21 protein-coding genes are annotated in these 21,509 nt (G+C 57.3%); 9 read left to right on the top strand and 12 right to left on the bottom strand.

Features of this window, described 5'->3' with window-relative positions; genetic code table 11:
• Positions 1-5: 5 nt before the first annotated feature.
• The 9 genes from L0664_RS17175 to L0664_RS17135 form a co-directional block, all read right to left on the bottom strand.
• Positions 6-452, bottom strand: coding sequence for a cytochrome c-type biogenesis protein (locus L0664_RS17175; protein ID WP_235227125.1), 447 nt, complete (start codon positions 450-452; stop codon positions 6-8).
• Positions 449-2,500, bottom strand: coding sequence for a heme lyase CcmF/NrfE family subunit (locus L0664_RS17170; protein ID WP_235227213.1), 2,052 nt, complete (start codon positions 2,498-2,500; stop codon positions 449-451). Before L0664_RS17170 ends, L0664_RS17175 begins: the two co-directional genes overlap by 4 nt.
• A gap of 78 nt (positions 2,501-2,578) precedes the next feature.
• Positions 2,579-3,127: a holin family protein gene (locus L0664_RS17165; RefSeq protein ID WP_235227124.1), complete on the bottom strand. Its 549-nt coding sequence runs from the start codon at positions 3,125-3,127 to the stop codon at positions 2,579-2,581.
• The gene (locus tag L0664_RS17160; protein WP_235227123.1) at positions 3,118-3,729 is read right to left on the bottom strand and encodes a holin-associated N-acetylmuramidase; all 612 of its coding nucleotides are present in this window, start codon (positions 3,727-3,729) and stop codon (positions 3,118-3,120) included. The genes L0664_RS17165 and L0664_RS17160 overlap by 10 nt, the downstream gene beginning before the upstream one ends.
• 44 nt (positions 3,730-3,773) lie before the next feature.
• Positions 3,774-4,244: a cytochrome c maturation protein CcmE gene (ccmE, locus tag L0664_RS17155; RefSeq protein WP_235227122.1), complete on the bottom strand. Its 471-nt coding sequence runs from the start codon at positions 4,242-4,244 to the stop codon at positions 3,774-3,776.
• 10 nt (positions 4,245-4,254) lie between these two features.
• Positions 4,255-5,283 (bottom strand): N-acetyl-gamma-glutamyl-phosphate reductase, encoded by a 1,029-nt coding sequence (gene argC / locus L0664_RS17150; protein ID WP_235227121.1) that lies wholly within the window; start codon positions 5,281-5,283, stop codon positions 4,255-4,257.
• 32 nt (positions 5,284-5,315) lie between these two features.
• Complete coding sequence (gene murI / locus L0664_RS17145; protein WP_235227120.1) at positions 5,316-6,125, bottom strand: glutamate racemase; 810 nt, start codon at positions 6,123-6,125, stop codon at positions 5,316-5,318.
• Positions 6,126-6,128: 3 nt separating this feature from the next.
• A complete protein-coding gene (locus tag L0664_RS17140) occupies positions 6,129-7,025 on the bottom strand; it encodes a lysophospholipid acyltransferase family protein (protein ID WP_235227119.1) in 897 nt (298 codons plus the stop codon).
• Positions 7,026-7,106: 81 nt separating this feature from the next.
• Positions 7,107-10,520, bottom strand: coding sequence for an indolepyruvate ferredoxin oxidoreductase family protein (locus tag L0664_RS17135; protein ID WP_235227118.1), 3,414 nt, complete (start codon positions 10,518-10,520; stop codon positions 7,107-7,109).
• Positions 10,521-10,671: 151 nt separating this feature from the next.
• Between L0664_RS17135 and L0664_RS17130 the strand changes: the two genes are divergently transcribed.
• The 7 genes from L0664_RS17130 (at position 10,672) to grxD (ending at position 16,503) form a co-directional block, all read left to right on the top strand.
• The gene (locus L0664_RS17130) at positions 10,672-11,583 is read left to right on the top strand and encodes a LysR family transcriptional regulator (protein WP_235227117.1); all 912 of its coding nucleotides are present in this window, start codon (positions 10,672-10,674) and stop codon (positions 11,581-11,583) included.
• Between the two features lie 354 nt (positions 11,584-11,937).
• The gene (locus L0664_RS17125) at positions 11,938-12,504 is read left to right on the top strand and encodes a hypothetical protein (protein WP_235227116.1); all 567 of its coding nucleotides are present in this window, start codon (positions 11,938-11,940) and stop codon (positions 12,502-12,504) included.
• A gap of 166 nt (positions 12,505-12,670) precedes the next feature.
• Complete coding sequence (locus tag L0664_RS17120; protein ID WP_235227115.1) at positions 12,671-13,264, top strand: HAD family hydrolase; 594 nt, start codon at positions 12,671-12,673, stop codon at positions 13,262-13,264.
• Between the two features lie 172 nt (positions 13,265-13,436).
• Positions 13,437-15,596 (top strand): phosphoribosylformylglycinamidine synthase subunit PurL, encoded by a 2,160-nt coding sequence (gene purL, locus L0664_RS17115; RefSeq protein ID WP_235227114.1) that lies wholly within the window; start codon positions 13,437-13,439, stop codon positions 15,594-15,596.
• A 117-nt stretch (positions 15,597-15,713) separates the two neighbouring features.
• The gene (locus tag L0664_RS17110) at positions 15,714-15,950 is read left to right on the top strand and encodes a BolA/IbaG family iron-sulfur metabolism protein (RefSeq protein WP_235227113.1); all 237 of its coding nucleotides are present in this window, start codon (positions 15,714-15,716) and stop codon (positions 15,948-15,950) included.
• The gene (locus L0664_RS17105; RefSeq protein WP_235227112.1) at positions 15,950-16,147 is read left to right on the top strand and encodes a hypothetical protein; all 198 of its coding nucleotides are present in this window, start codon (positions 15,950-15,952) and stop codon (positions 16,145-16,147) included. Before L0664_RS17110 ends, L0664_RS17105 begins: the two co-directional genes overlap by 1 nt.
• A complete protein-coding gene (gene grxD, locus L0664_RS17100; RefSeq protein WP_235227111.1) occupies positions 16,144-16,503 on the top strand; it encodes a Grx4 family monothiol glutaredoxin in 360 nt (119 codons plus the stop codon). Before L0664_RS17105 ends, grxD begins: the two co-directional genes overlap by 4 nt.
• Positions 16,504-16,572: 69 nt before the next feature.
• On the opposite strand, the gene L0664_RS17095 is transcribed toward grxD, so the two are convergent.
• Positions 16,573-16,959, bottom strand: coding sequence for a cell division protein ZapA (locus tag L0664_RS17095; RefSeq protein WP_235227110.1), 387 nt, complete (start codon positions 16,957-16,959; stop codon positions 16,573-16,575).
• A complete protein-coding gene (locus tag L0664_RS17090) occupies positions 16,946-17,467 on the bottom strand; it encodes a hypothetical protein (protein ID WP_235227109.1) in 522 nt (173 codons plus the stop codon). Before L0664_RS17090 ends, L0664_RS17095 begins: the two co-directional genes overlap by 14 nt.
• A 245-nt stretch (positions 17,468-17,712) precedes the next feature.
• On the opposite strand from L0664_RS17090, the gene tkt reads away from it, so the two are divergent.
• The gene (gene tkt, locus L0664_RS17085; RefSeq protein WP_235227108.1) at positions 17,713-19,734 is read left to right on the top strand and encodes a transketolase; all 2,022 of its coding nucleotides are present in this window, start codon (positions 17,713-17,715) and stop codon (positions 19,732-19,734) included.
• A gap of 92 nt (positions 19,735-19,826) precedes the next feature.
• On the top strand, positions 19,827-20,459 hold the full coding sequence (locus L0664_RS17080) for a DUF4329 domain-containing protein (protein WP_235227107.1): 633 nt from the start codon (positions 19,827-19,829) through the stop codon (positions 20,457-20,459).
• Here L0664_RS17080 and L0664_RS17075 read toward each other — a convergent pair.
• Entirely contained in the window at positions 20,456-21,412 is a 957-nt protein-coding gene (locus L0664_RS17075; RefSeq protein ID WP_235227106.1) for a DUF808 domain-containing protein, read from the bottom strand. The genes L0664_RS17080 and L0664_RS17075 overlap by 4 nt on opposite strands.
• Between the last annotated feature and the right edge of the window lie 97 nt (positions 21,413-21,509).

Below are 21,509 nucleotides of genomic sequence, written 5' to 3'. Positions count from 1 at the left end.
TCGAATTAGCCGCGCATAATCTTATCAAGCCGCTCCTGTTCGTCCTCGCTCAGATCGTCGGGTGCGGGCGCGCCGGACCGTCCGCGGATGGTGACAAACGCAACGCCGCCCGCAAGAATCAACATGATTGGCGCAGCAAGCCACAACAGGATGTTGGCGCCTTCCACCTTGGGGTTCAGCAGGATGTAGTCACCGTAGCGGTCCACCAGATATTGCAGCGCCTGTTCATCCGTATCGCCCGCCACAAGCCGTTCGCGCAGCAGCAAACGCAGATCGCGGCTGATGGCGGCATTGGATTCATCGATGGATTCATTGCGGCACACAGGGCAGCGCAGCCCGTCTGACAAATCACGCGCACGCGCCTCAAGTGCGGGATCGTCCAACACTTCGTCAGGCTGCACCGCCGCCAATGGGGCCGCAAGCAAACACAGGGTCAGCGCAAGCCATCTCATTCTGCAGGCACCCCTTTGGGGTCTGTCTTGGCCTTGGCCGCACCCGCCGCAACACGCAATCGCCGATCCGTGAGCGATATCAACCCGCCCAACGCCATCAAAATTGACCCGCCCCAAATCCAATTTGCAAACGGTTTGATATAGGTGCGCACGGCCCATCCGCCGCCATCTTGTGGGTCCCCGATCACGACGTAGACGTCACGTAGAACGCCGTTACGAATACCTGCTTCTGTCGTGGGCATTTGGGCCACCGGGTACACGCGCTTTTCGGGATACAAATGGCCAACAGGACGGCCATTGCGAAACACCGCCATATCACCGCGTTCGCCAAAATAATTGGGCCCTTCGACCGTGTCCACAGCTGTCAATTCGACCTCGTGGATACCCACCTGCCAGCGATCGCCGATTTGCGCGATGCGAATGTCCTCGGCCTCCCAGGCGGTCAGGGCGGCCACCGCAAACACGGTGATGCCCATGCCGGAATGCGCCGTGAACTTGCCCCAATCCGCACGCGGCAGACGGGTCAGGCGTTTCAACCGCCCCGAAACCGCCCCGCGTACGGTGCGCAGCCAGATGTCCATACATGCGCCACCAACGACCCAAACACCCAACACCACACCAATCGGCCCCATGGCCGTGCGCCCCGTTTGCAACGCAAACGCCAGTGCACCGCAGGCCAGCGCAAAGATCGCGACAGGCACCATAGGCTTTGCCGCCTTGGCAAGAGTTCCGCGTTTCCACGCAAGCACCGCACCCACAGGTAGGATGATCGAAAGCGCGACAAAGAAGGGTGTGAACGCAGCATTAAAGAACGGCGCGCCAACGGACACCTGTTCGGGGCGATCAAACAAACCGATCGTATAAAACGGGTTGTCGATCAGCCCGCCGGTAAAGGTCCATTTCGCGTTTGTTGACCCAAGTTCGATCACCAGCGGCCAAATTGTCCCGACGAACACAACGAAACAAGACACGGCAAGCAAGACATTGTTCGTCACCAAAGCCGTTTCACGCGACACGGTGCTGAAAACTCCCTTAGCCTCCATCGTCTTGGCGCGGATCGCGAATAACAACAGACCACCCCCGACAAAAAACGCTAGAATCGCAAGGATAAACACCCCGCGTTCAGGATCGTTCGCAAAGGCGTGTACGGACGTCAGAACGCCAGACCGCACGATAAATGTCCCCAGCAGTGAAAAGCCGAACGCGAGGATCGCCAACAAAATTGTCCACGCCTTCAGGCTTTCGCGTTTTTCGACAACGATGGCGGAATGCAGTAATGCCGCCGCCAGTAGCCACGGCATAAAACTGGCGTTTTCGACGGGGTCCCAGAACCAGAAGCCACCCCAGCCAAGTTCATAGTACGCCCACCATGATCCCAGAGCGATGCCGACAGTCAAAAACAGCCACGCGGCCAATGTCCATGGCCGCACCCAGCGCCCCCAGGCCGCATCCACGCGCCCTTCCAGCAAGGCGGCAATCGCAAACGAAAACGACATCGAAAGGCCGACATATCCAAGGTACAAAAACGGCGGGTGAAACGCCAAACCGGGGTCTTGCAGCAGCGGGTTCAGATCGCGCCCATCAAAGGGCGGAAAATCCAGGCGCTCAAACGGGTTCGATGTCAGCAGAATGAACGCATAGAACGCAACGCAAACAGACGCCTGAACGCCCAAAACGCGTGCCCGCAATGATGTGGGCAGGTTGCCGCCAAACCAGCTCGCGCAAGCGCCAAACAACACGAGGATCAGCAGCCACAACAGCATAGATCCCTCGTGATTGCCCCAAACGCCAGTCACCTTATAAAGCATCGGTTTGTCACTGTGGCTGTTGGCCACAACAATATTGAGAGAGAAATCAGACACCACAAACGCATAGGTCAACGCCGCAAAGCTGAAGCCCACAAGCAGCAGTTGCACCACCGCGGCAGGGTCACCGACGGCCATCCAACCACGCCAGCCCTTATGTGCGCCGACCAGCGGAATGACCATCTGCGCGACCCCGAACAGGGCCGCCAGAATCAACGTAAAATGTCCAAGCTCTGTAATCATGACCATAGTTATAAACCGCCGCGCCCGACCCGCCAGCAAAACCGGACAGGGCAAGGTGGGCGAAACGTCACGTCTGCGTCAGGTCTTGGTTTGATACCACGCAGCTAAGGCCGGATTATCGGCGGGTGCTTTGGCGATGTCAGGTGCCTCGGGCGTGTTCGCGCGCAGCGCTTCAAGGGCGCGGGTATTATCGATGACTGCCGGAACACGGGCCATTGTTTCAGCGATTGAGCGTTGAAAATCCTGACTATGTGCTTGATGTCGCGCCCCGAAATAGAAACTGACAATCGCCCCCATCAGCCACCACAGCGGATCGGGTACCAAGGATATGCCCTGCATTCGGGTCGAAAACCAAACAGGATCAACCATCGCAACGATGAACAACCCGATGGTGCCAAACGCCAGCAGCGGGCGCGGCAAACGGTTCAGCCCGTCCATCAGACGATCAAACCAACCACGTCGCGGCACCATAAATTCCGCCGCGAATTGCTGCATCGCTTGTTGTTTGATCAACGCATCCCGCGCCGACGCCCCTTCCGCATTTTCGCGAAACACTTGGGCGGTCTCGACAATCACATTGCGCCCGTCCCCGAAGATGGAGCTGAATATCCGTTCAATCAAACCCATGCCGACACCCGCGCGCGATGTTGTGCATCGCTCAGATGGTACTTGGGCGAAATGAATTCTTCTGCCCGCGTGATCCAGCCGCCCTTGCCGCCATCAAGACGGCGCGCATATTTTCGGCTGGCCGGGCGCGCATCCCCCAAAGCGTAGTAATAATTGCGCCGTGCAATGCCGTAGGCATCCACAAAATGTGCAGGCGCGGCCGCCAATGCCTGCTGCGTCGCGGCAATAGTCTGCGGGCCAATACCACCATCTACTGCGACCTCAATGCGCATGTCGTGCAACAAGCGTTGCAGGATTTTCACCGCATTCGCACCGGAATTGACGTACATATCAAACACCGACGGATGCAAATCTGCTGGCAAATCCTTGATCCGTGGTCGATCAAAATAGTGATCAACAAAGATTTCAACAGCAAGGTCACGGCTCAGGACGCGCACGTCCTGTTCATCCACCTGTCCGTCACCATCCAGATCAAGGCCAAGACGGCGCATGGTGTGGATCGTCACACCGTGGTTTGTCGCCCCGCCGGGATCGTCCGCATCGTTGACGTAGCCACCCTCTCGGGCGACGATCTCATCTGCAATCTTGTAGACATCGTGCATCGTGGCACCCCCATGCTTTGCGGCATCAGGGTGCTTTGAATTGGTTAACCGGTGGTGGTGGCACCGTCCGTTGCGCTGGTTTCAGGCTCACAGAAATTCTGCTGCTCGTGCATGTTCTCCACTTCGGCGGGCATGTAAGTTTCGTCGTGTTTGGCTAGAATTTCAACAGCTTCAAAGGTTCCGTTGATGTAACGCCCTTGCCCAACCATGCCTTGTCCTTCTTCGAACAAGTCCGGCAAAATGCCCGTATAGGTCACCGGCACCGCGACAAAACAATCCGTGACGACAAAGGACACCTGCGTCCCCGCGCCGCGCACGATGGACCCGTCTTGCACCATACCACCAATGCGGAACAGCTCGGTCTCTGGCGGAGTTTCCGCCAAAACCTCAGACGGTGAGCGGAAATAATTGATCCCGTCGCGCAAGGCAAACCCGATGATCGCCGTCGACAGCGCCAACGCGACAAAGGCGACGACAATCACCTGAATACGGCGGGTTTTCTTGAGCGATTTCATCTGCGCACCTTTACGGGAACAACGGGGCCATCATCAGCCCCTCCGTCTCAGGCAGACCTAACATCAGATTGGCATTCTGCAAGGCTTGCCCGCTTGAACCCTTCGTGAGGTTATCAAGCGCGGCAATCACAATAGCGCGGCCCGCACGCCGATCCGCGACAACCCCGACATGACAAAAGTTCGATCCGCGAATATGGCGAATACTGGGGTGCTCTCCGAATGGTAAAACTTCAATAAACGGTTCGCCCTCGTACGCTTTTTCCAAAACGTTATGAATGGCTTGCGCGTCGCCCTTAACGTAGTTTGTCGCTAGAATTCCGCGGTTTGCCGGGATCAGGTGCGGCGTGAACTGAACCTCGACGGGCCGCCCCGCCAACAGCGAAAACTCCTGATCGAACTCACCCAGATGGCGGTGCGTTCCACCCACCGCATAGGCATGCGCGCCTTCTGACAATTCCGCGTGCAACAGGTTTTCCTTCAAGGACCGCCCGGCGCCAGACACCGCACAGGCCAAATCCATGATGATGTCGTCCAGATCAATCACACCTGCGGAAATCAGCGGGCGCAGCGCAAATTGCCCCGTCGCAGCATTGCACCCCGTACCCGCCACCAGACGCGCCGCCGTAATGTCATCGCGGTAGAATTCGGTCAGGCCATAAACCGCCTCTTTCTGAATCTCGACCGCGCCGTGAGGGTTCCCGTACCATTTTTCATAGGCCGCCGGGTCACGCAGCCTGAAATCGGCGCTCAAATCCACAATCTTCAACGATTTCGGCAGTTTAGAGATCACTTCTTGGCTGGTTTTATGTGGCAACGCACAAAATGCCAGATCAATTCCGCTGAAATCAACATCAGCGATTGTCGTGAGCACGGGCAGGTCTAAATGGCGCAGATGCGGGAACACTTGGGCCATGGATTGCCCCGCTTTTGAATTGCCGGACAAGGCGGCGATTTCAATCGATGGATGGCTGGCGATCAGCCGGACAAGTTCGGCACCCGTGTATCCGGATGCACCAAGGATGGCGATTTTATAAGTCATTTCAAAGTCTTTCGTGGATCACAATGTAAGGTCTAGGCCGCTTCAAATGTGATTTGTCGTCGCAAAAATTGGGTCGCCCGGCTGCTGACCTGCTTGGGATCACCCGACGTCAGGAATTTAGATGTGCCCTCGCCTGCCATTTCAGGCCGACGGGTCAAATAGTCGGCAAGGCTTTCGGCAACCAGGTTCGCCTGTGAAAAGACTTTCACATCCGCGCCCAAAGCATCCTGAAACTGCTCTTGCATAAGGGGGTAATGGGTGCACCCCAACACGGCAGCATCTGGCTGTGGCATTTTACGTTTCAACGCGTCCACATGGCTGCGCACCATGGCTTCTGCCAAAATCATATCGCCTTCTTCAATCGCATCAACAACGCCGCCACAGGCCTGCCCTTCGACATCCACGCCAATCGCGCGAAATGCCAATTCCCGTTGAAACGCGCGGCTGGACACGGTCGCAGGCGTTGCAAACAACGCCACATGTTTCACGCCGACCTCACGCGGGGGGGAATTGTCGCCCCAGCTGCGTTCGGTCAGCGCTTCGATCAAGGGAACGAACACACCAAGCACGCGCTTGTCTTGCGGCACCCAGCCTTCTTGCATCCGGCGCAGGGCCGCCGCAGACGCCGTGTTGCACGCCAAAATCACCAGATCACAACCGGCATCAAACAATGCCTGCGTGGCTGCGGTGGTCAATTTGTAAATATCATCCGCCGTCCGCACCCCGTAAGGCGCATTCGCGCTGTCGGCGTAATACACGAAAGGGACATCCGGCAGGCGTTCCTGTACGGCGTCCAAAACGGTCAAACCGCCCAAACCGCTATCAAAAATCCCGACTGCCATGCCCTAGTCCTTACGTTTGGTCTTTGGTTTATACTGCGCCTCAAACTCACGCCCCAGCTTATCGGCGGGCAGTGGCTTTGGCGACAGCTCATACGTCGCTTTGCGCAGGAAATCCATGCAGGTTTTCGGGTTCGGCGTATACAGCGCCAATTGATCGACGGGAATTGGTTTACCAATCACAACCCGCACGTCCGTCCCCACGCGGGCGCGAAACTCCCGCACCAATAATCCCATGCGCAATGTCGTGTGCAGGTGGCTCGCCAATTGGAACAAACGACTGTTCGCCCCTTCAAAGAAAATCGGCACCACGGTCGCACCGCTTTTTGCAACCATCTTGGCCGTAAAATTGCGCCATTGCGGGTCCATGGGCCGTGAAAATGGCCGTGCAGATGTGCTAACGGTGCCGCCGGGAAACACGCCCATCGCGCCGCCCGCCTTCAAATAGTCCAGCGCAGTTTTGCGTGTCTCAAGGTTCAGACGCGCCGCGTCCTTGGTATCATCAAACGATATCGGCAGGATGACCCGTTCCAGATCAGGGGATTTGCGAAACACCGAATTGGCCAGAATTCTGAAATCACCCGCCCGGCGTTGTGACAGGATACGGCCCATCATCAGGCCATCAAGAATACCGTAGGGATGATTGGACACCACGATAAGCGGCCCATCGCGCGGGATATCGTCCAGCGATCCACCAATAACATTCAAATTCAGCTTGTAACGGTCTGTAATCACGCGCCAAAAATCAGCGCCCTCGGCGATTTCGGCATCATAGCCACGCGCCTTTCGGATCAGTTTCAACCGCCCCGTCGCATTTTCCATCACGCGGATCACCGCCCGCCCGCCCTTTGTGGCAGCCGAACTGGCATAAGAAATGTCGCGGGCAATCTGGTTCTTGCTCATGGCGTCCGTCTGCGTGGCCTTTACGTTGAGTTAAGCTGTCTGGCCCTCAATGGCCAGCGGATGTCATGAATTTGCAAAACCCTATTGCGCCGCCACCTGCCCTTGCGGCTGTCGAAGAACCGCCAACAGTTCTTCGCGCCGCTTTGCCGCCCGCGCCGCGTTTTCGATTTTCACCGGACCAAATCCGCGAATATCAAGCGGCAGGCGCGCAAGTGCGACAGCCGCATCCAACGTGTCAGGGCGCACAAGCCTGCGGACCTCTTTCATGTCGCGTTCGTATTCCGCAATCAGCGCACGTTCCATGCGGCGTTCTTCTGTGTTCGCAAACACGTCCCACCGCGTCCCGCGCAGGCGTTTCAGACCGGCCAACAAAGGGAACAGTCGAGCAGCCACACGCGGCATGGCGATTTTTTGGGGCCGCCCATCGGGGCCAACACGGCTAAGCAGTGGCGGCGCAAGGTGATGGGTCAGCTGTAAATCCCCGTCAAACGTCGCTTCGGCCTGCTTACGGGTGTCGATCAACAGCCGCGCGACCTCGTATTCATCCTTATACGACAACAGCTTATGGTAACCCTGCGCCACGCCAGCGCGCACATCACCGTCAAACATCGCAACAAAATCAGTGTATCGCTTGGCGTAATCCGCATTCTGGTATCGGGTCAGATGCTGTGCGCGAAACGCAATTCTTTCATCCGTAGATTTTGGTTTGGGTTGCACGTTTGGCGACAAGATTTTGTCGGCCTCATCAGGATGCAACACGGCCCAACGCCCGTATTCAAAGGCTTGCAGGTTGCGTGCCACCGCCGTTCCGTTCAATTCAATCGCGCGACGGATCGCGTCACCTGACACAGGCACAGCCCCCTGCTGCCACGCGGCCCCGAACACCATCATGTTCGAATAGATCGCATCGCCCATCAGCACCGCCGCCAATTGCGATGCATCAAACATCGACAATCCGTCCTTGATCCGCGCCGATAGTGACAAAGATAAACGATCGCTCGGCAGTTTGAAATCTATGTTGCGGGTAAATTCACCCGTCATAATTTCATGGGCATTCACCACAGCGCGCGTGCGTCCTTGCGCCATAAGGCCAAGCGTTTTCGCCCCCGCCGACACAACCAAATCCCCACCGATCAAGGTATCGCATTCCCCCGTGGCAACACGAATCGCGCTGATGTCGCTGGGTTTTTCGGCCAAACGGCAATGAATGTGAACCGCGCCGCCCTTTTGGGCAAGTCCGGCCATTTCCATCATGCTGGCTGCTTTGCCGTCCACGTGGGCCGCCATGGCCAGCACCGCACCGATGGTCACAACACCCGTGCCGCCAACGCCTGTAATGACGACATTATGCGTGCCATTGATCGTGGGCAGCACCGGTTCGGGCATTTCAGGCAAATCAATCGCCGCCTGTGCGGTCTTCTTCAGTTTGGCCCCCTGCACGGTCACAAACGACGGGCAGAACCCTGACACACACGAAAAATCCTTGTTGCAGGACGATTGATCAATCGCGCGTTTGCGGCCCAGTTCGGTCTCAACGGGAACGATGGACACGCAATTGGATTGCACCCCGCAATCGCCGCAGCCTTCACAGACGTCCGTATTGATGAACACGCGCTTATCCGGGTCCGCAAATGCGCCCCGCTTGCGCCGCCTGCGCTTTTCAGCGGCACAGGTTTGCACATACACAAGAACAGACACGCCCTTGGTCTTGTGCAGGGTTTGCTGAACCTGTTCCAATTTGTCGCGAGTGGAAATCGCAACGGCGGCGGGTACGCGGGTCAGGTCGGCGCCCTCGGACGGATCATGGACCAGATGAACCGTCTTCACCCCCATCGCCAGCACTTCGCGGCAAATCTGATCGTGCGTTAACCCACCATCATTACCCTGCCCGCCGGTCATCGCCACGGCATCATTGTACAGCACCTTATAGGTGACATTGGTGTCCGCCATCAGCGCGAACCGGATCGCCTGAACGCCGCTGTGGTTATATGTCCCGTCGCCCATATTCTGAAACACATGATCGGTCGTTGAAAACGGGGCTTCGCCCACCCAGTTCGCACCCTCACCGCCCATTTGCGTCGACCCCAACGTGTCGCGATCCATCCACTGCACCAGGTAATGACATCCGATACCCGCATAGGCGCGGCTGCCTTCGGGCACTTTGGTGGATGAATTATGCGGACACCCGGAACAGAAATACGGCGTGCGCGTCACAAGATCGGCTGCATTATCCGCGCGCGTGACCTCATTGATCTGCGCTATTCCTGCGCGAAGCCCGTCAGACACACAGTCTTCTTCGCTCAGAACCATCCCCAGTTTTTCGGCGATTAGTACAGGATCAAGCGCAAATCGTGTCGGGAACAGTTCTTCGCGCCGCCCGTCTTTGGTGACGTCGCCCTTGTGCCAACCATATACGCGGCGGCCACGGCGATCATCAAACAATGCCTCTTTGATCTGGACCTCGATCAGCTTGCGCTTTTCCTCAACGACAACAATCAAATCAAGGTTTTGCGCCCATTCGTTAAAGCTTGTGACATCCAGCGGCCAGACCTGCGCGACCTTATAGGTGCTGATCCCTAGCCGCGCGGCTTCGTCTTCATCAATGCCAAGAAGCGACAGCGCATGGACCAGATCGAGCCAATTCTTACCAGCTGCCACAAAACCGATTTTTGCACCCGTCGCGGGCCATACAACCTTGTCGATGCGGTTGGCCCGCGCAAAGGCTTCGGCGGCAAGGCGCTTGTGATCGATCGTGCGTGCCTCTTGCGCGACGGGCGTATCGATCAGGCGAATGTTCAGCCCACCGTCGGGCATATCAAAATCCGGCTCCACAAACGACACGCGGTGCGGATCACCGTCCACAACGGACGTGACCTCGATCGTGTCCTTCATTGTTTTCAACCCGACCCAGCAGCCCGAAAACCGCGACAGCGCATAGGCGTAAAGCCCAAGATCAAGGACTTCTTGCACACCCGCTGGCGACACCATCGGCATATAGGCATCGACCATGGCCCAGTCCGATTGATGCAACGTGGTTGAACTTTCGCCGGTGTGATCATCCCCCATCGCCATGATGACACCACCATGGGGGGACGTACCCGCCATGTTCGCATGACGCATCACATCGCCGCTGCGATCCACCCCCGGCCCCTTGCCGTACCACAGACCGAACACGCCATCATGCGTGCCCTCTCCGCGCAGTTCTGCCTGCTGGGTGCCCCACAGCGCGGTGGCGGCCAAATCTTCGTTCAATCCGGGTTGGAATTTCACCTCGGCTTCTGCCAGCGGCTTAGCGGCCCGTTCCATCTGCATATCAACCGCGCCCAAGGGCGATCCGCGATACCCGGTCACGTATCCGGCGGTGTTCAACCCCGCAGCGCGGTCCCGTGCCTTTTGCATCAGCATCAGCCGCACCAGCGCCTGCGTGCCATTCAGCAAGACCTGATCCTTCTCAAGATCGTAACGATCGCTCAGCGAAATATCATGACGGGTCATATGCGCCTCCCAGCAGCTGACGCCCTATCTTAGGTCATAAAACCTGACCTACCAAACACTTTTGACGCTGACATGCCCGTTGTGAACAGCCATAAGGGGCGGGTAATATGTGCAACAGTGCGAGCGGTAACAGATGCAGCAAGGATATCCGATGGACTGGGACAAGCTACGAATCTTTCACGCTGTGGCCGATGCAGGGTCGCTGACGCATGCGGGTGACACATTGCACCTGTCCCAATCGGCTGTTTCCCGCCAAATTCGCGCGCTTGAGGATTCGCTGTCCACTGTCCTGTTTCACCGCCATGCGCGCGGGCTGATCCTAACCGAACAGGGCGAATTGTTGTTTGATGCCACCAAATCCATGTCCCGCCGTCTGGATGCTGCCAGCGCGCGGATCAAAGACAGCGCTGAAGAAGTGTTTGGTGAACTCAAGGTCACAACCACAACAGGGTTCGGCACCCTCTGGCTCGCACCGCGCCTGCCCGCCCTTTATGACAAATACCCCGACCTCAACATCGATCTGATGCTCGAAGAACGTGTGCTTGATCTGCCCATGCGCGAAGCTGACGTTGCCATACGCATGAAAGAACCGTCACAGGCTGATTTGATCCGCAAGAAACTGATGTCGGTGCGCATGCGGCTCTATGCGTCCCAGTCATACCTCGACAAAGCGGGCGCCATGGAAAAAATCGAAGACATCGGCAAGCACCGGCTGATCTGCCAAAGCCCCAGCGCCTTTCAGGTGTCGGCGGGCGCAACGCTGGTGCAACACTTGCTGAGCTACGACAAACCCAGCCTTTTGCACGTTAACAACTACTTTGGCGTGCTTCAGGCCGTTCTATCCAACCTCGGCGTCGGGGTTTTGCCCGATTACGTCGTCGAGGACAGCCCCTCCCTCGTGCGGGTCCTGCCTGACATCGAAAGCGGCGAAGTCCCTGTTTTCCTTGCCTACCCAGAAGAATTGCGCCAGTCGAAACGGATGATGGCCTTTCGGGATTTTGTTCAAGATGAAATTATTGCCCACCGCAAAAGCATCCGCGACGCAGCAGGCGATTTGATCTAAAATACCCGCATAAGTCGTGACCCATGCGCCACACGCATAACGGGTTTGCACCACATATTGTGGTTAGGTCTTGATCGACTCACCAGCGCAACTTATTTCATCTGTATGAGACGGATACGTCCGTTTTATACCTCCCTGTTGGACTTTGCCGGGCCTTGTGCCCGGCTTTTCTTTGTCTGAAGGTTGCCGAACGTCTGATGTGCGGACAAAAGACTGACGACTTCTTTGTGCCCCATTGGAGTAGTAAAGTGTCAATCGCGCTGTTTCTGAGCTGAGGTAACTTTGCTTAGCCACCAGAGAAGTGGCGGCCATTTGGATTTCAAGCCAACATTCAGGATTTTAACGGGGAAACACATGAAAGAAGCATCGCCTCGCAGTGATTTAGAGTTAGCTGAGGCTTACAATCTAGGGCTCACTGATCTCAATGGAAAACGGGACGGCCTTATTTCGCGTATGTCTTCTGGGCATGATCGTCGCTTGGGTAAAATGGGACCGGTATGCTGGGCGATACTTCCTGCCAGTGTGTTGACCCATCGTGCATCCGGAACCCGCGCACCAGCCTTTGACGAACTCAATAACCATGAGCGCCACGGGCTGCGCTACATCGCAATCGCTATTGAGCATGGAAGAGGAAGCATTTCGATTTCGATGGCGACTGAATCCAATGGCTATCAACCCCTCTACTACGAACAGGCCTTAATAATAACCGATGCTATCCATGAAGATCGGTTATTTCGCGCCAAAGATGGCAGTATTGCAGTGACCAAACGCAAACGTCTTGGCGGGGATGTTCTTAGCCACGCAGTCGACATTCTGGACGTTTGTAAAGAAACTGGGGTCGAGCCGATACCAACGTCACCAGATGCGCCGCGGAAAGCCTCGCCAACGCCCAAGGGTGCGCCTGACCCTGCCACCTCTTGACCTTGGCTGTGTTGCAAACCTCATGATGAGGGTTCCTCAAATGGTAAGCAGTGATGCGTGACGTGTGCTGTTCTTTGGCATAGACTTCGAGCGTGGCGCAGTGACACCAGTTTGCACACTACGAAATGCTGATCTTGGAAGGTGCTCTATGAAAGCCAAGTGTCTCATGCTTGATGTGGATGGGGTGCTCGTTTTTGGGCGCCCAAGCGACGGTCAGCATTGGATGGTCGGGCTTGAGAAAGATCTGGGAATAATTCCGCGTAAAATATCAAGATGCTTCTTTAAAGCGGAATGGAACAGTGTCTTGGAAGGCCGTATGAGCCTCATCCCGGCACTTCAAAAAGCGCTATGCGAACTGGGGTCAGACATAAGCGCCGAAGAATTTGTAAGCTATTGGTTTAAGATGAGTTCGCGTATCGTTGCGCCCGTGTTGTCTGATGTGCGCAAGGCCCGCAAGCAAGGCATCCCAGTATATCTTGCGACCAATCAATGCCATGAAAGAGCAGACCATTTACTGAACACGGTCGGTTTGTGCAAAGAGATTGATGGCATCGTTCATTCGGCCATGGCTGGTTATCAAAAACCCAATGCTGGTTTCTATTCATATGGGGAACGAAAGACTGGTTATTGCTCAGAAGAATTGATCATAGTCGACGATAATCTCGAAAATGTAGAGGCCGCGATGGCGGTAGGCTGGCAAGCTGTTCACTGGGCCGATGGCGATAACCTGTCTTCCATATTGCAACGCAGCATTGGGTAGGTCTGGGCAAGTAGACAGACATTCGCGGCGTCGCAACATCAGCACTTTTTTCTGCCACCCTCCTCTTATTTCCATTCACACCCCGAAATGGGTCGATCCCGCCTCACCTCCCCCGTTGCCCCCACCCGCGCCTTGTCATAAACGTCCCTCAACGCAACGACGGGGGACCACCATGCAAGAGCCAGCCATCACCACAGACCTGATCGCAGCCCACGGTCTGTCCCCTGACGAATATGACCGGATCCTCGATATCATTGGTCGCGAACCGACGTTCACCGAACTTGGCATCTTTTCAGCGATGTGGAACGAACATTGCTCCTACAAATCCTCCAAGAAATGGCTGCGCACATTGCCCACCGAAGGCCCACAGGTCATCTGCGGCCCCGGTGAAAACGCCGGCATCGTCGACATTGGCGACGGCCAGTGCGTTGTTTTCAAAATGGAAAGCCACAATCACCCGTCCTACATCGAACCCTACCAAGGTGCTGCCACAGGCGTCGGCGGCATCCTGCGCGATGTCTTCACCATGGGGGCGCGCCCGATTGCGGCGATGAACTCGCTGTCGTTTGGCGAACCAGCGCACCACAAAACCCGCCAGCTTGTGCACGGAGTTGTTGAAGGCGTGGGCGGTTACGGAAATTGCTTTGGCGTGCCCACTGTGGGGGGCGAGGTCCGCTTTCACCCTGCTTATAACGGCAACTGCTTGGTTAACGCGTTTGCCGCTGGCCTCGCGGACACAGACAAGATTTTCTACTCAGCGGCGTCCGGAATCGGCATGCCCGTCGTCTACCTTGGCGCCAAAACCGGCCGCGACGGCGTGGGCGGTGCCACAATGGCATCCGCCGAATTCGATGACACGATTGAGGACAAACGCCCGACCGTTCAGGTCGGTGACCCCTTCACCGAAAAACGCCTGATGGAAGCGACGCTGGAACTCATGGCCACCGGTGCTGTGATCTCGATCCAAGACATGGGCGCGGCCGGCCTCACCTGCTCTGCCGTTGAAATGGGCGACAAAGGCGGCCTCGGGGTGAAACTCAACCTCGAAGACGTGCCCCAACGCGAAACCAACATGACAGCCTACGAAATGATGCTGTCGGAATCCCAAGAACGCATGTTGATGGTCCTCAAGCCAGAACTCGAGGCAGAGGCCCGCGCCGTCTTCACCAAATGGGATCTCGATTTTGCCATCGTCGGTGAAACCATCGCAGAAGACCGCTTTTTGGTACTGCACAACGGTAAGGTAAAGGCAGATCTACCGCTCGCCACACTGTCCACCTCCGCCCCAGAATATGACCGCCCTTGGGTGGAAACCCCTGCCGCCGAACCCCTCGCGGATGTCCCGAACATTGATCCCATCGACGGTCTGCGCACGCTTCTGGCATCTCCGAACTACGCAGGCAAACAATGGGTCTATGAACAATACGACAGCCAAGTGATGGCCGACACCGTGCGTGCCCCCGGCCTTGGTGCTGGCATTGTGCGCGTCCACGGCACGGGCAAAGCACTGGCGTTCACATCCGATGTCACCCCCCGTTACGTCAAAGCGAACCCCGAAATGGGCGGTGCACAAGCCGTGGCAGAGGCCTACCGCAACCTGACATCCGTGGGCGCAACCCCTCTGGCGACAACCGACAACATGAACTTCGGCAACCCAGAAAAGCCTGAAATAATGGGCCAATTCGTAGGCGCTATCAAAGGCATCGGCGCGGCCTGTATCGCGCTCGACATGCCCATCGTGTCCGGCAACGTGTCGCTGTACAACGAAACTGACGGCACCGGCATCCTGCCCACACCGACAATCGGTGCTGTTGGCTTGCTCAAAAACGCCGATGACATGATCATAGGAACCGCCCGCGACGGGCATGTCCTCCTGATGGTCGGCGCATCCGGCACCCACCTCGGCCAATCCGCCCTTCTGGCAGAGGTCTTCAACCGCGAAGACGGCGATGCACCAAACGTCGATCTTGCGTCCGAAAAAATGCACGGCGATTTCATCCGCACCAACGCGCAATGGATCGACGCTTGTAGCGATCTGTCAGACGGCGGCCTCGCGCTTGCGGCCTTCGAAATGGCGGAAACCGCGCAAACGGGCGTCACATTGGACGCAAGCGATACCGCGACATTGTTTGGCGAAGACCAGGCCCGCTATCTGATCGCCTGCAACTTCGACAAAGCCGAAGCCTTGATGACCGCGGCGGGCAAAGCAGGCGTGCAGATCCATTCGGTCGGTAAATTCGGCGGCGACGCCATCACAATGGGCGCCTCCTCTGCGTCTCTTGCCGATCTGTCCGCTCTCTATCGCGCCACCTTTGCCGACACGTTCGCCTGACCCCTGGGCTTCATCTAGGCCAAAAACTCTCCCCGAAGGGCCGATCAGCCGCAGGTAATCCCCTTGCGGCAGGCACGCTCGGGTCCTACATTTGACGAAACCACACAGGACTTCGACATGCCAATCTCTGCCCCTGAAATCGAAACTCTCCTGCGCGAGGCGTTTCCGGACGCGCAAATCAACGTGCAAGGCGATGACGGCGCGCATTTCGCAGCCGAAGTGATCGACGCCTCTTTCAAAGGCAAAAACCGCGTGCAACAACAACGTGCGGTCTACGCCGCACTTAAGGGCAAAATGGATGGCAGCAACGGGGATCTGCACGCGCTGGCACTGACAACAAAAGCCCCGGATTAATGCTGGAATGGCTCGTCATAGGGGGCATGGTCCTTGTCTTCGGCATTCTCGCCGATGACTGGTACGCCAAACGCCATCGCAAACCGCTGAGCCACATGAAACCCGACCCAAAAACCCTAAAGGGCTTCACGGGCATGGAAGAACTCGACATCACCCGCGCCAATCAAAAAATCGCGCGAGAAAAGGAAACAAAATGACCGCCGAAACACAGATCAAAGAACTCATCACGAACAATGACGTTGTCATGTTTATGAAGGGCACCAAATCCATGCCACAGTGTGGGTTTTCGTCCCGTGTGGCTGGTGTGCTGAATTTCATGGGCGTTGAATTTGCCGATGTGAACGTGCTGGCCGACGAAGACATCCGCCAAGGCATCAAAGACTTTTCCGACTGGCCCACGATCCCGCAGCTCTACGTCAAAGGCGAATTTGTCGGCGGCTGTGATATCATCACAGAAATGACCCTGTCAGGCGAACTCGACACATTGTTCAGCGAAAATGGCGTCACCTTCGACAAAGACGCCGCAGACAAAATCCGCGAAGCCAACGGGTAACCGCGCCCCCGAAACAAAAACGGCCGCGCTCAGAAATGGGCGCGGCCGTTTTCGTAATCTAAGGCAGGTCTAGGCCGAACGGCCTTCGACCTCTTCTGCCAACGCCTCAGCACGGGCCGCGATTTCTGCCATTGTATCAATAACTTCACTCGGCATCACCGGCACTTCTACGCGTTCAACACCGCCGCCACTTTGGGCCGCCTCAAGCTGCGCTTGCAGGTGCGCCGCGCGCCCTTCGGCCTCCCGGACTTTATCCTCAAGACCAGCGGTGCGATCCGCCAACAGTAACCCCGCCATCAACAACATGCGGCTTTCGGGCATCCGTCCAATTTGCGTGCTCAACGATGACGCCTCAACGTCCAGCATCGCCGCGGCCGTCATCAAGAACTGTTCTTCGCCTTCTTGGCAGGCCACATCAAAATTGCGGCCCCCGATTTTGATCTCAACCTGTGGCATCTGCGGCCTCCCGTTCAATGATCGGCGTCAGTTCTTGCAAAATCGCGTCCATTTCAGCGGCATCCGCAGCCCGTGTTGCACGCAGCGCTTCAAGCTCGGCCAGCATGGCTTTGTTGACCAGATGCGGCTCGCTCACGCCTTCGCTCAGCGCTTCGCGCAGCTGGCCATTGATGTCCCGTAGCTCTGCGTTCACCTGACGCAGGCGTTGCAATTCGCGATCCATCCGCGCAGATCTTGCCCGCCCGGCGTCCACGTTGCTTTCCAGTTCCGCCAGTTTGCCGTCCTGGCGTTCTTTCAACAACTTCACCCGTTCTTCAAGCTGGGCATTGGCAGTCTTTTCCTCATCCAACTGCGCATTCAGTTCGGCAACCTGCGCCGAAACCGCCTCCGCATCGATTTGGGGGGGCGCTTCAGTCACCGGTGCGGGCGCTGAAAGACCATCCAGACCATTTCTGATCCGCTCTAGCGCGGCTGTAATCCGCGTTTCAAGTTGGGGAAGTTCGCTCATCCGCCTGTCCTTTCCGGTCCGGCCTGTGCGCCAAATCCGCTGCTGCTTGAGGCGCCTCATTTCGAATCGCGCCTTCGTGGTTAAAGCCTATGCCATCGCCTCCAAGGCGGCAAACGCTGAAAATTCAACCTAATCAGCACCCTACGGCACAGCCTTCATCCAAACCACCTATCCAGCTTGATCTTGGGCGGGGCGGTGTTATGACCCTCCTAACGCCAAACATCGCAGCCCAAAGGACCGCATTCATGGACATCCAAGCCCTCCGCAAAGCCCACCCCGAGCATTGGATGCGCGCCGCCGCGATCCGCACCCTAACGCTGGACGCCGTTGCGGCTGCCAATTCAGGCCACTCCGGTATGCCAATGGGCATGGCCGATGTTGCGACCGTGCTGTTTCAGAACCACCTGCGCTTTGATCCCAAAGCGCCCCACTGGGCTGACCGCGACCGTTTCATTCTGTCCGCAGGCCACGGCTCTATGCTGCTGTATGCGCTGCTCCACCTCACAGGTTACAAACAGGCCACGCTGCAACAGCTCAAGGATTTCCGCCAACTGGGTGCACGCACCGCGGGCCACCCCGAATACGGCCACATGGAAGGGATTGAAACGACGACCGGTCCGCTCGGTCAGGGCATCGCCAATTCCGTCGGCTTCGCCATCGCCGAAGAAATCCTGCGCGCGCGTCACGGCAAAAACGTCATCAACCACCACACCTATGTCATCGCCGGCGACGGCTGCTTGATGGAGGGTGTCTCCCAAGAGGCGATTGGCCTTGCCGGTATGCAACAGCTCGGCCATCTGATCTGTTTCTTTGACAACAACAACATCACCATCGACGGCACGGTCGACATGGCCGACATCACCAACCAATCTGCGCGCTTTGTCGCCTCCGGCTGGCACGTGATCGATATTGACGGCCACGATCCTGTGGCCATTGACGATGCGATCAAAGCCGCCAAGGCCGATCCGCGTCCGTCCATGATCAACTGCAAAACCCACATCGCACTGGGCCACGCGGCACAGGACACCTCCAAAGGGCACGGCGCGTTGACAGACGCAGACCAGCTTAAGGCCGCGAAAGAGGCTTACGGCTGGTCCGGCGGCCCGTTCGAAATCCCCGCAGATGTGAAATCCCAGTGGGAAGCCATGGGCACCCGCGGCGCAGCCGCCCACGCCGAATGGCAGGCCCGTTTCGACAAGCTGTCCAAATCCAAGCAGGACGAATTCAACCGCGCCTTCGCGCTGGACGCACCCAAGAAACTGTCGGCAGCCATCAAGTCGTTCAAAAAGGACGCATCCGAGGCCGGCAAAAAGGTCGCGACGCGCTCCTCCTCTGAGGCGGTGCTGGGCGTGATCAACCCGATCATGCAAGAAACCGTTGGCGGCTCTGCCGACCTCACAGGGTCCAACAACACCAAATCGCCTGATCAGGGTGTGTTCAACCCCGACAACCGCGCGGGTCGCTACATCCACTACGGTGTGCGCGAACATGGTATGGCAGCCGCGATGAACGGCATGGTCTTGCACGGCGGCATCCGCCCCTACGGCGGCACGTTCATGTGCTTCACCGATTACGCCCGCGGTGCCATGCGCCTGTCTGCATTGATGGAAATCCCCACAGTCTACGTTATGACACACGACAGCATCGGCCTTGGCGAAGACGGGCCAACACACCAGCCTGTTGAACACCTCGCCATGTTGCGCGCGACACCCAACACACACGTCTTCCGCCCCGCTGACTCAGTGGAAGTGGCCGAAGCCTGGGAACTCGCCCTGACGGAAAAGAAAACGCCGTCCGTGCTGTGTCTGTCCCGTCAGGGGCTGCCACTCGTGCGCACCGATCACAAAACCAAGAACATGTCGGCACAAGGCGCCTACGTGCTGGCCGACGCCGAAAATGGCAAACGTCAGGCGATCCTAATGGCCACGGGGTCAGAGGTTTCCGTCGCCATGGCCGCCCGCGACATTCTTGAGGCTGAGGGCATCGGCACGCGCGTTGTGTCCATGCCGTGCTGGGAACTGTTCGAAGCGCAGGAAGAAAACATTCGCAAACGTGTTCTTCCCGGCGGTCCCGTACGTGTCGCAATCGAGGCAGGCGTACGCACAGGTTGGGACAAATGGTTGATGGGCGAACGTGGCCGCGAACAAAAATCGGGCTTTATCGGCATGCCCGGTTTTGGCGCCTCGGCCCCTGCCCCGGAACTGTTCGAACATTTTGGCATCACCGCAGAGGCAACGGCCCAAAAAGTGCGCGATCTAATCGCCTGAATGCAATCCAAAATCTGAAACACGGGCCACAACACAGCGTTGTGGCCCGCTGTCGTTCTGTTAGGCTTTGCCAAGTATTTGAGGAATTTGCCATGATCCGTTTGACCGCCCTGTTTGCTGCCGCGTCCCTTGCCCTTGCGGGGTGTGATGCGCCAAGCGGTCAAACCTTCACGCAGCCCAGTCCTTCGGGATTGTCAAACGCCCCGCGTCAGGAAAATGTCGGCTTCAGCGTCGCCCCCGCAAATGCACCAAGCGGCCCGACGGTCGATGCCTTCGCGGCCCGTTACCTTGACACGCTTCAAGCGCGTTCCTTTTCAGGACGGCGCGAATACTGCGGTTATTTCTTTGTCGATACCGCTGGCCGCCTACAGGCCACACCGCCCCGTGCGGGCAATTTTGCAAGCTGCCTGATGCCTGAACCACGCGTGGGCCAAGGCATCATCGCCAGCTATCACACCCACGGATCCTTTGCCGCTGCCTATGACAACGAAGTGCCCTCGGTCGTCGATCTGGAATCAGATTTCGATTACGGGATAGATGGATACGTCTCAACGCCGGGCGGGCGCGTTTGGCTGGTGGATTTCCAGACATTTTCCACCCGTCAGGTTTGCGGTCTGGGCTGTATCCGGTCCGATCCTCAATTCCGCCCCCAGAACGAAGGCAACATTCGCCAATCCTATACCTACACGGCGCTTCAACAGCGCTCGCGTGGGTTCGGGTCCTAATGCGCCTTTGATCCAATCATCGGCGCGATGACTTTTGTGATCAGCGGGATCAGCATCAAACCGACAGCCAAACCAATGATCCCGTCCGCAAAGGCCGTGACGGCCCATTTGCCAAACCCGCTGTCACCAGCAATGCTGTAGGCCAGCGATTTGATCCATTCGTAGGGTCCATTGTCGAGGCCCAGATCATGCAAACCATGCACAAGGATCGATCCCCCGACCCAAAGCATCGCGGCCGTGCCCACCACGGACAGCACAGTCAACAAATGCGGCATGCCTTTGACCAGCCCGGTGCCAATTCCGCGGCCAAGGCCCGTGCGCCCGTTCAACGCCATCCACGCGCCCACGTCATCCATCTTCACGATCAATGCGACGGTTCCGTAGACAGCAATGGTGATCGCAATCGCAACGGCGGCCAATGTGGCCCCTTGCAACCAAAGCCCGGCATCGGGAAATTCAGCAACAATCCCGTTCAGTGAAATCGTCATGATCTCGGCGGACAGGATGAAATCCGTCTTGATCGCGCCTTTGACGCGGGTTTCTTCAAGGTGTGCCGCGTCGCCAACATCCATGTCTTTGTCGACGTGGGCGTCACCGTGGGGCGCCAACACATGGTAAATCTTTTCCGCCCCCTCGAAACACAGATAAAGCCCGCCCAGCATCAACAGCGGGATCAGCAAGAATGGCGCAAACACGTTCAGCAGCATCGCGACGGGCAGCAAAATCACCAATTTGCTAAAGAACGACGCACGCGCGATCTTCCAGATGATCGGCAGTTCGCGTTTGGGGCTTAACCCAGTGACATATTTGGGCGTCACAGCGGCATCATCGATGATCACACCAGCGGCCTTGGTGCCCGCTTTTGCCGCCATGCTTGCCACATCATCCAGACTGGTCGCCGCCACCCGCGTTAGTGCTGCAACATCGTCCAACAGGGCAATCAAACCGCTCATCTCAAATACCTTTTATATGTCGTTACCGATTCTCTTCGCATAAGGGTGTAACGCCGTCCTGTCCGCGCGCCAGTCTTTATGCGCCCAGTGTTGGCGC

The organism is Octadecabacter dasysiphoniae (assembly GCF_021532615.1).
GTDB lineage: Bacteria > Pseudomonadota > Alphaproteobacteria > Rhodobacterales > Rhodobacteraceae > Octadecabacter > Octadecabacter dasysiphoniae.
Note: the sequence above shows the minus strand (reverse complement) of the source record. Positions and strands in the feature narration are given on the sequence as shown.

Excerpts from the sequence above, each read along its gene's own strand:
- L0664_RS17175 (WP_235227125.1), bottom strand. The coding sequence starts at position 452 with ATGAGATGGCTTGCGCTGACCCTGTGTTTGCTTGCGGCCCCATTGGCG.
- L0664_RS17170 (WP_235227213.1), bottom strand. The coding sequence starts at position 2,500 with ATGATTACAGAGCTTGGACATTTTACGTTGATTCTGGCGGCCCTGTTC.
- L0664_RS17165 (WP_235227124.1), bottom strand. The coding sequence starts at position 3,127 with ATGGGTTTGATTGAACGGATATTCAGCTCCATCTTCGGGGACGGGCGC.
- L0664_RS17160 (WP_235227123.1), bottom strand. The coding sequence starts at position 3,729 with ATGCACGATGTCTACAAGATTGCAGATGAGATCGTCGCCCGAGAGGGT.
- ccmE (WP_235227122.1), bottom strand. The coding sequence starts at position 4,244 with ATGAAATCGCTCAAGAAAACCCGCCGTATTCAGGTGATTGTCGTCGCC.
- argC (WP_235227121.1), bottom strand. The coding sequence starts at position 5,283 with ATGACTTATAAAATCGCCATCCTTGGTGCATCCGGATACACGGGTGCC.
- murI (WP_235227120.1), bottom strand. The coding sequence starts at position 6,125 with ATGGCAGTCGGGATTTTTGATAGCGGTTTGGGCGGTTTGACCGTTTTG.
- L0664_RS17140 (WP_235227119.1), bottom strand. The coding sequence starts at position 7,025 with ATGAGCAAGAACCAGATTGCCCGCGACATTTCTTATGCCAGTTCGGCT.
- L0664_RS17135 (WP_235227118.1), bottom strand. The coding sequence starts at position 10,520 with ATGACCCGTCATGATATTTCGCTGAGCGATCGTTACGATCTTGAGAAG.
- L0664_RS17130 (WP_235227117.1), top strand. The coding sequence starts at position 10,672 with ATGGACTGGGACAAGCTACGAATCTTTCACGCTGTGGCCGATGCAGGG.
- L0664_RS17125 (WP_235227116.1), top strand. The coding sequence starts at position 11,938 with ATGAAAGAAGCATCGCCTCGCAGTGATTTAGAGTTAGCTGAGGCTTAC.
- L0664_RS17120 (WP_235227115.1), top strand. The coding sequence starts at position 12,671 with ATGCTTGATGTGGATGGGGTGCTCGTTTTTGGGCGCCCAAGCGACGGT.
- purL (WP_235227114.1), top strand. The coding sequence starts at position 13,437 with ATGCAAGAGCCAGCCATCACCACAGACCTGATCGCAGCCCACGGTCTG.
- L0664_RS17110 (WP_235227113.1), top strand. The coding sequence starts at position 15,714 with ATGCCAATCTCTGCCCCTGAAATCGAAACTCTCCTGCGCGAGGCGTTT.
- L0664_RS17105 (WP_235227112.1), top strand. The coding sequence starts at position 15,950 with ATGCTGGAATGGCTCGTCATAGGGGGCATGGTCCTTGTCTTCGGCATT.
- grxD (WP_235227111.1), top strand. The coding sequence starts at position 16,144 with ATGACCGCCGAAACACAGATCAAAGAACTCATCACGAACAATGACGTT.
- L0664_RS17095 (WP_235227110.1), bottom strand. The coding sequence starts at position 16,959 with ATGCCACAGGTTGAGATCAAAATCGGGGGCCGCAATTTTGATGTGGCC.
- L0664_RS17090 (WP_235227109.1), bottom strand. The coding sequence starts at position 17,467 with ATGAGCGAACTTCCCCAACTTGAAACGCGGATTACAGCCGCGCTAGAG.
- tkt (WP_235227108.1), top strand. The coding sequence starts at position 17,713 with ATGGACATCCAAGCCCTCCGCAAAGCCCACCCCGAGCATTGGATGCGC.
- L0664_RS17080 (WP_235227107.1), top strand. The coding sequence starts at position 19,827 with ATGATCCGTTTGACCGCCCTGTTTGCTGCCGCGTCCCTTGCCCTTGCG.
- L0664_RS17075 (WP_235227106.1), bottom strand. The coding sequence starts at position 21,412 with ATGAGCGGTTTGATTGCCCTGTTGGACGATGTTGCAGCACTAACGCGG.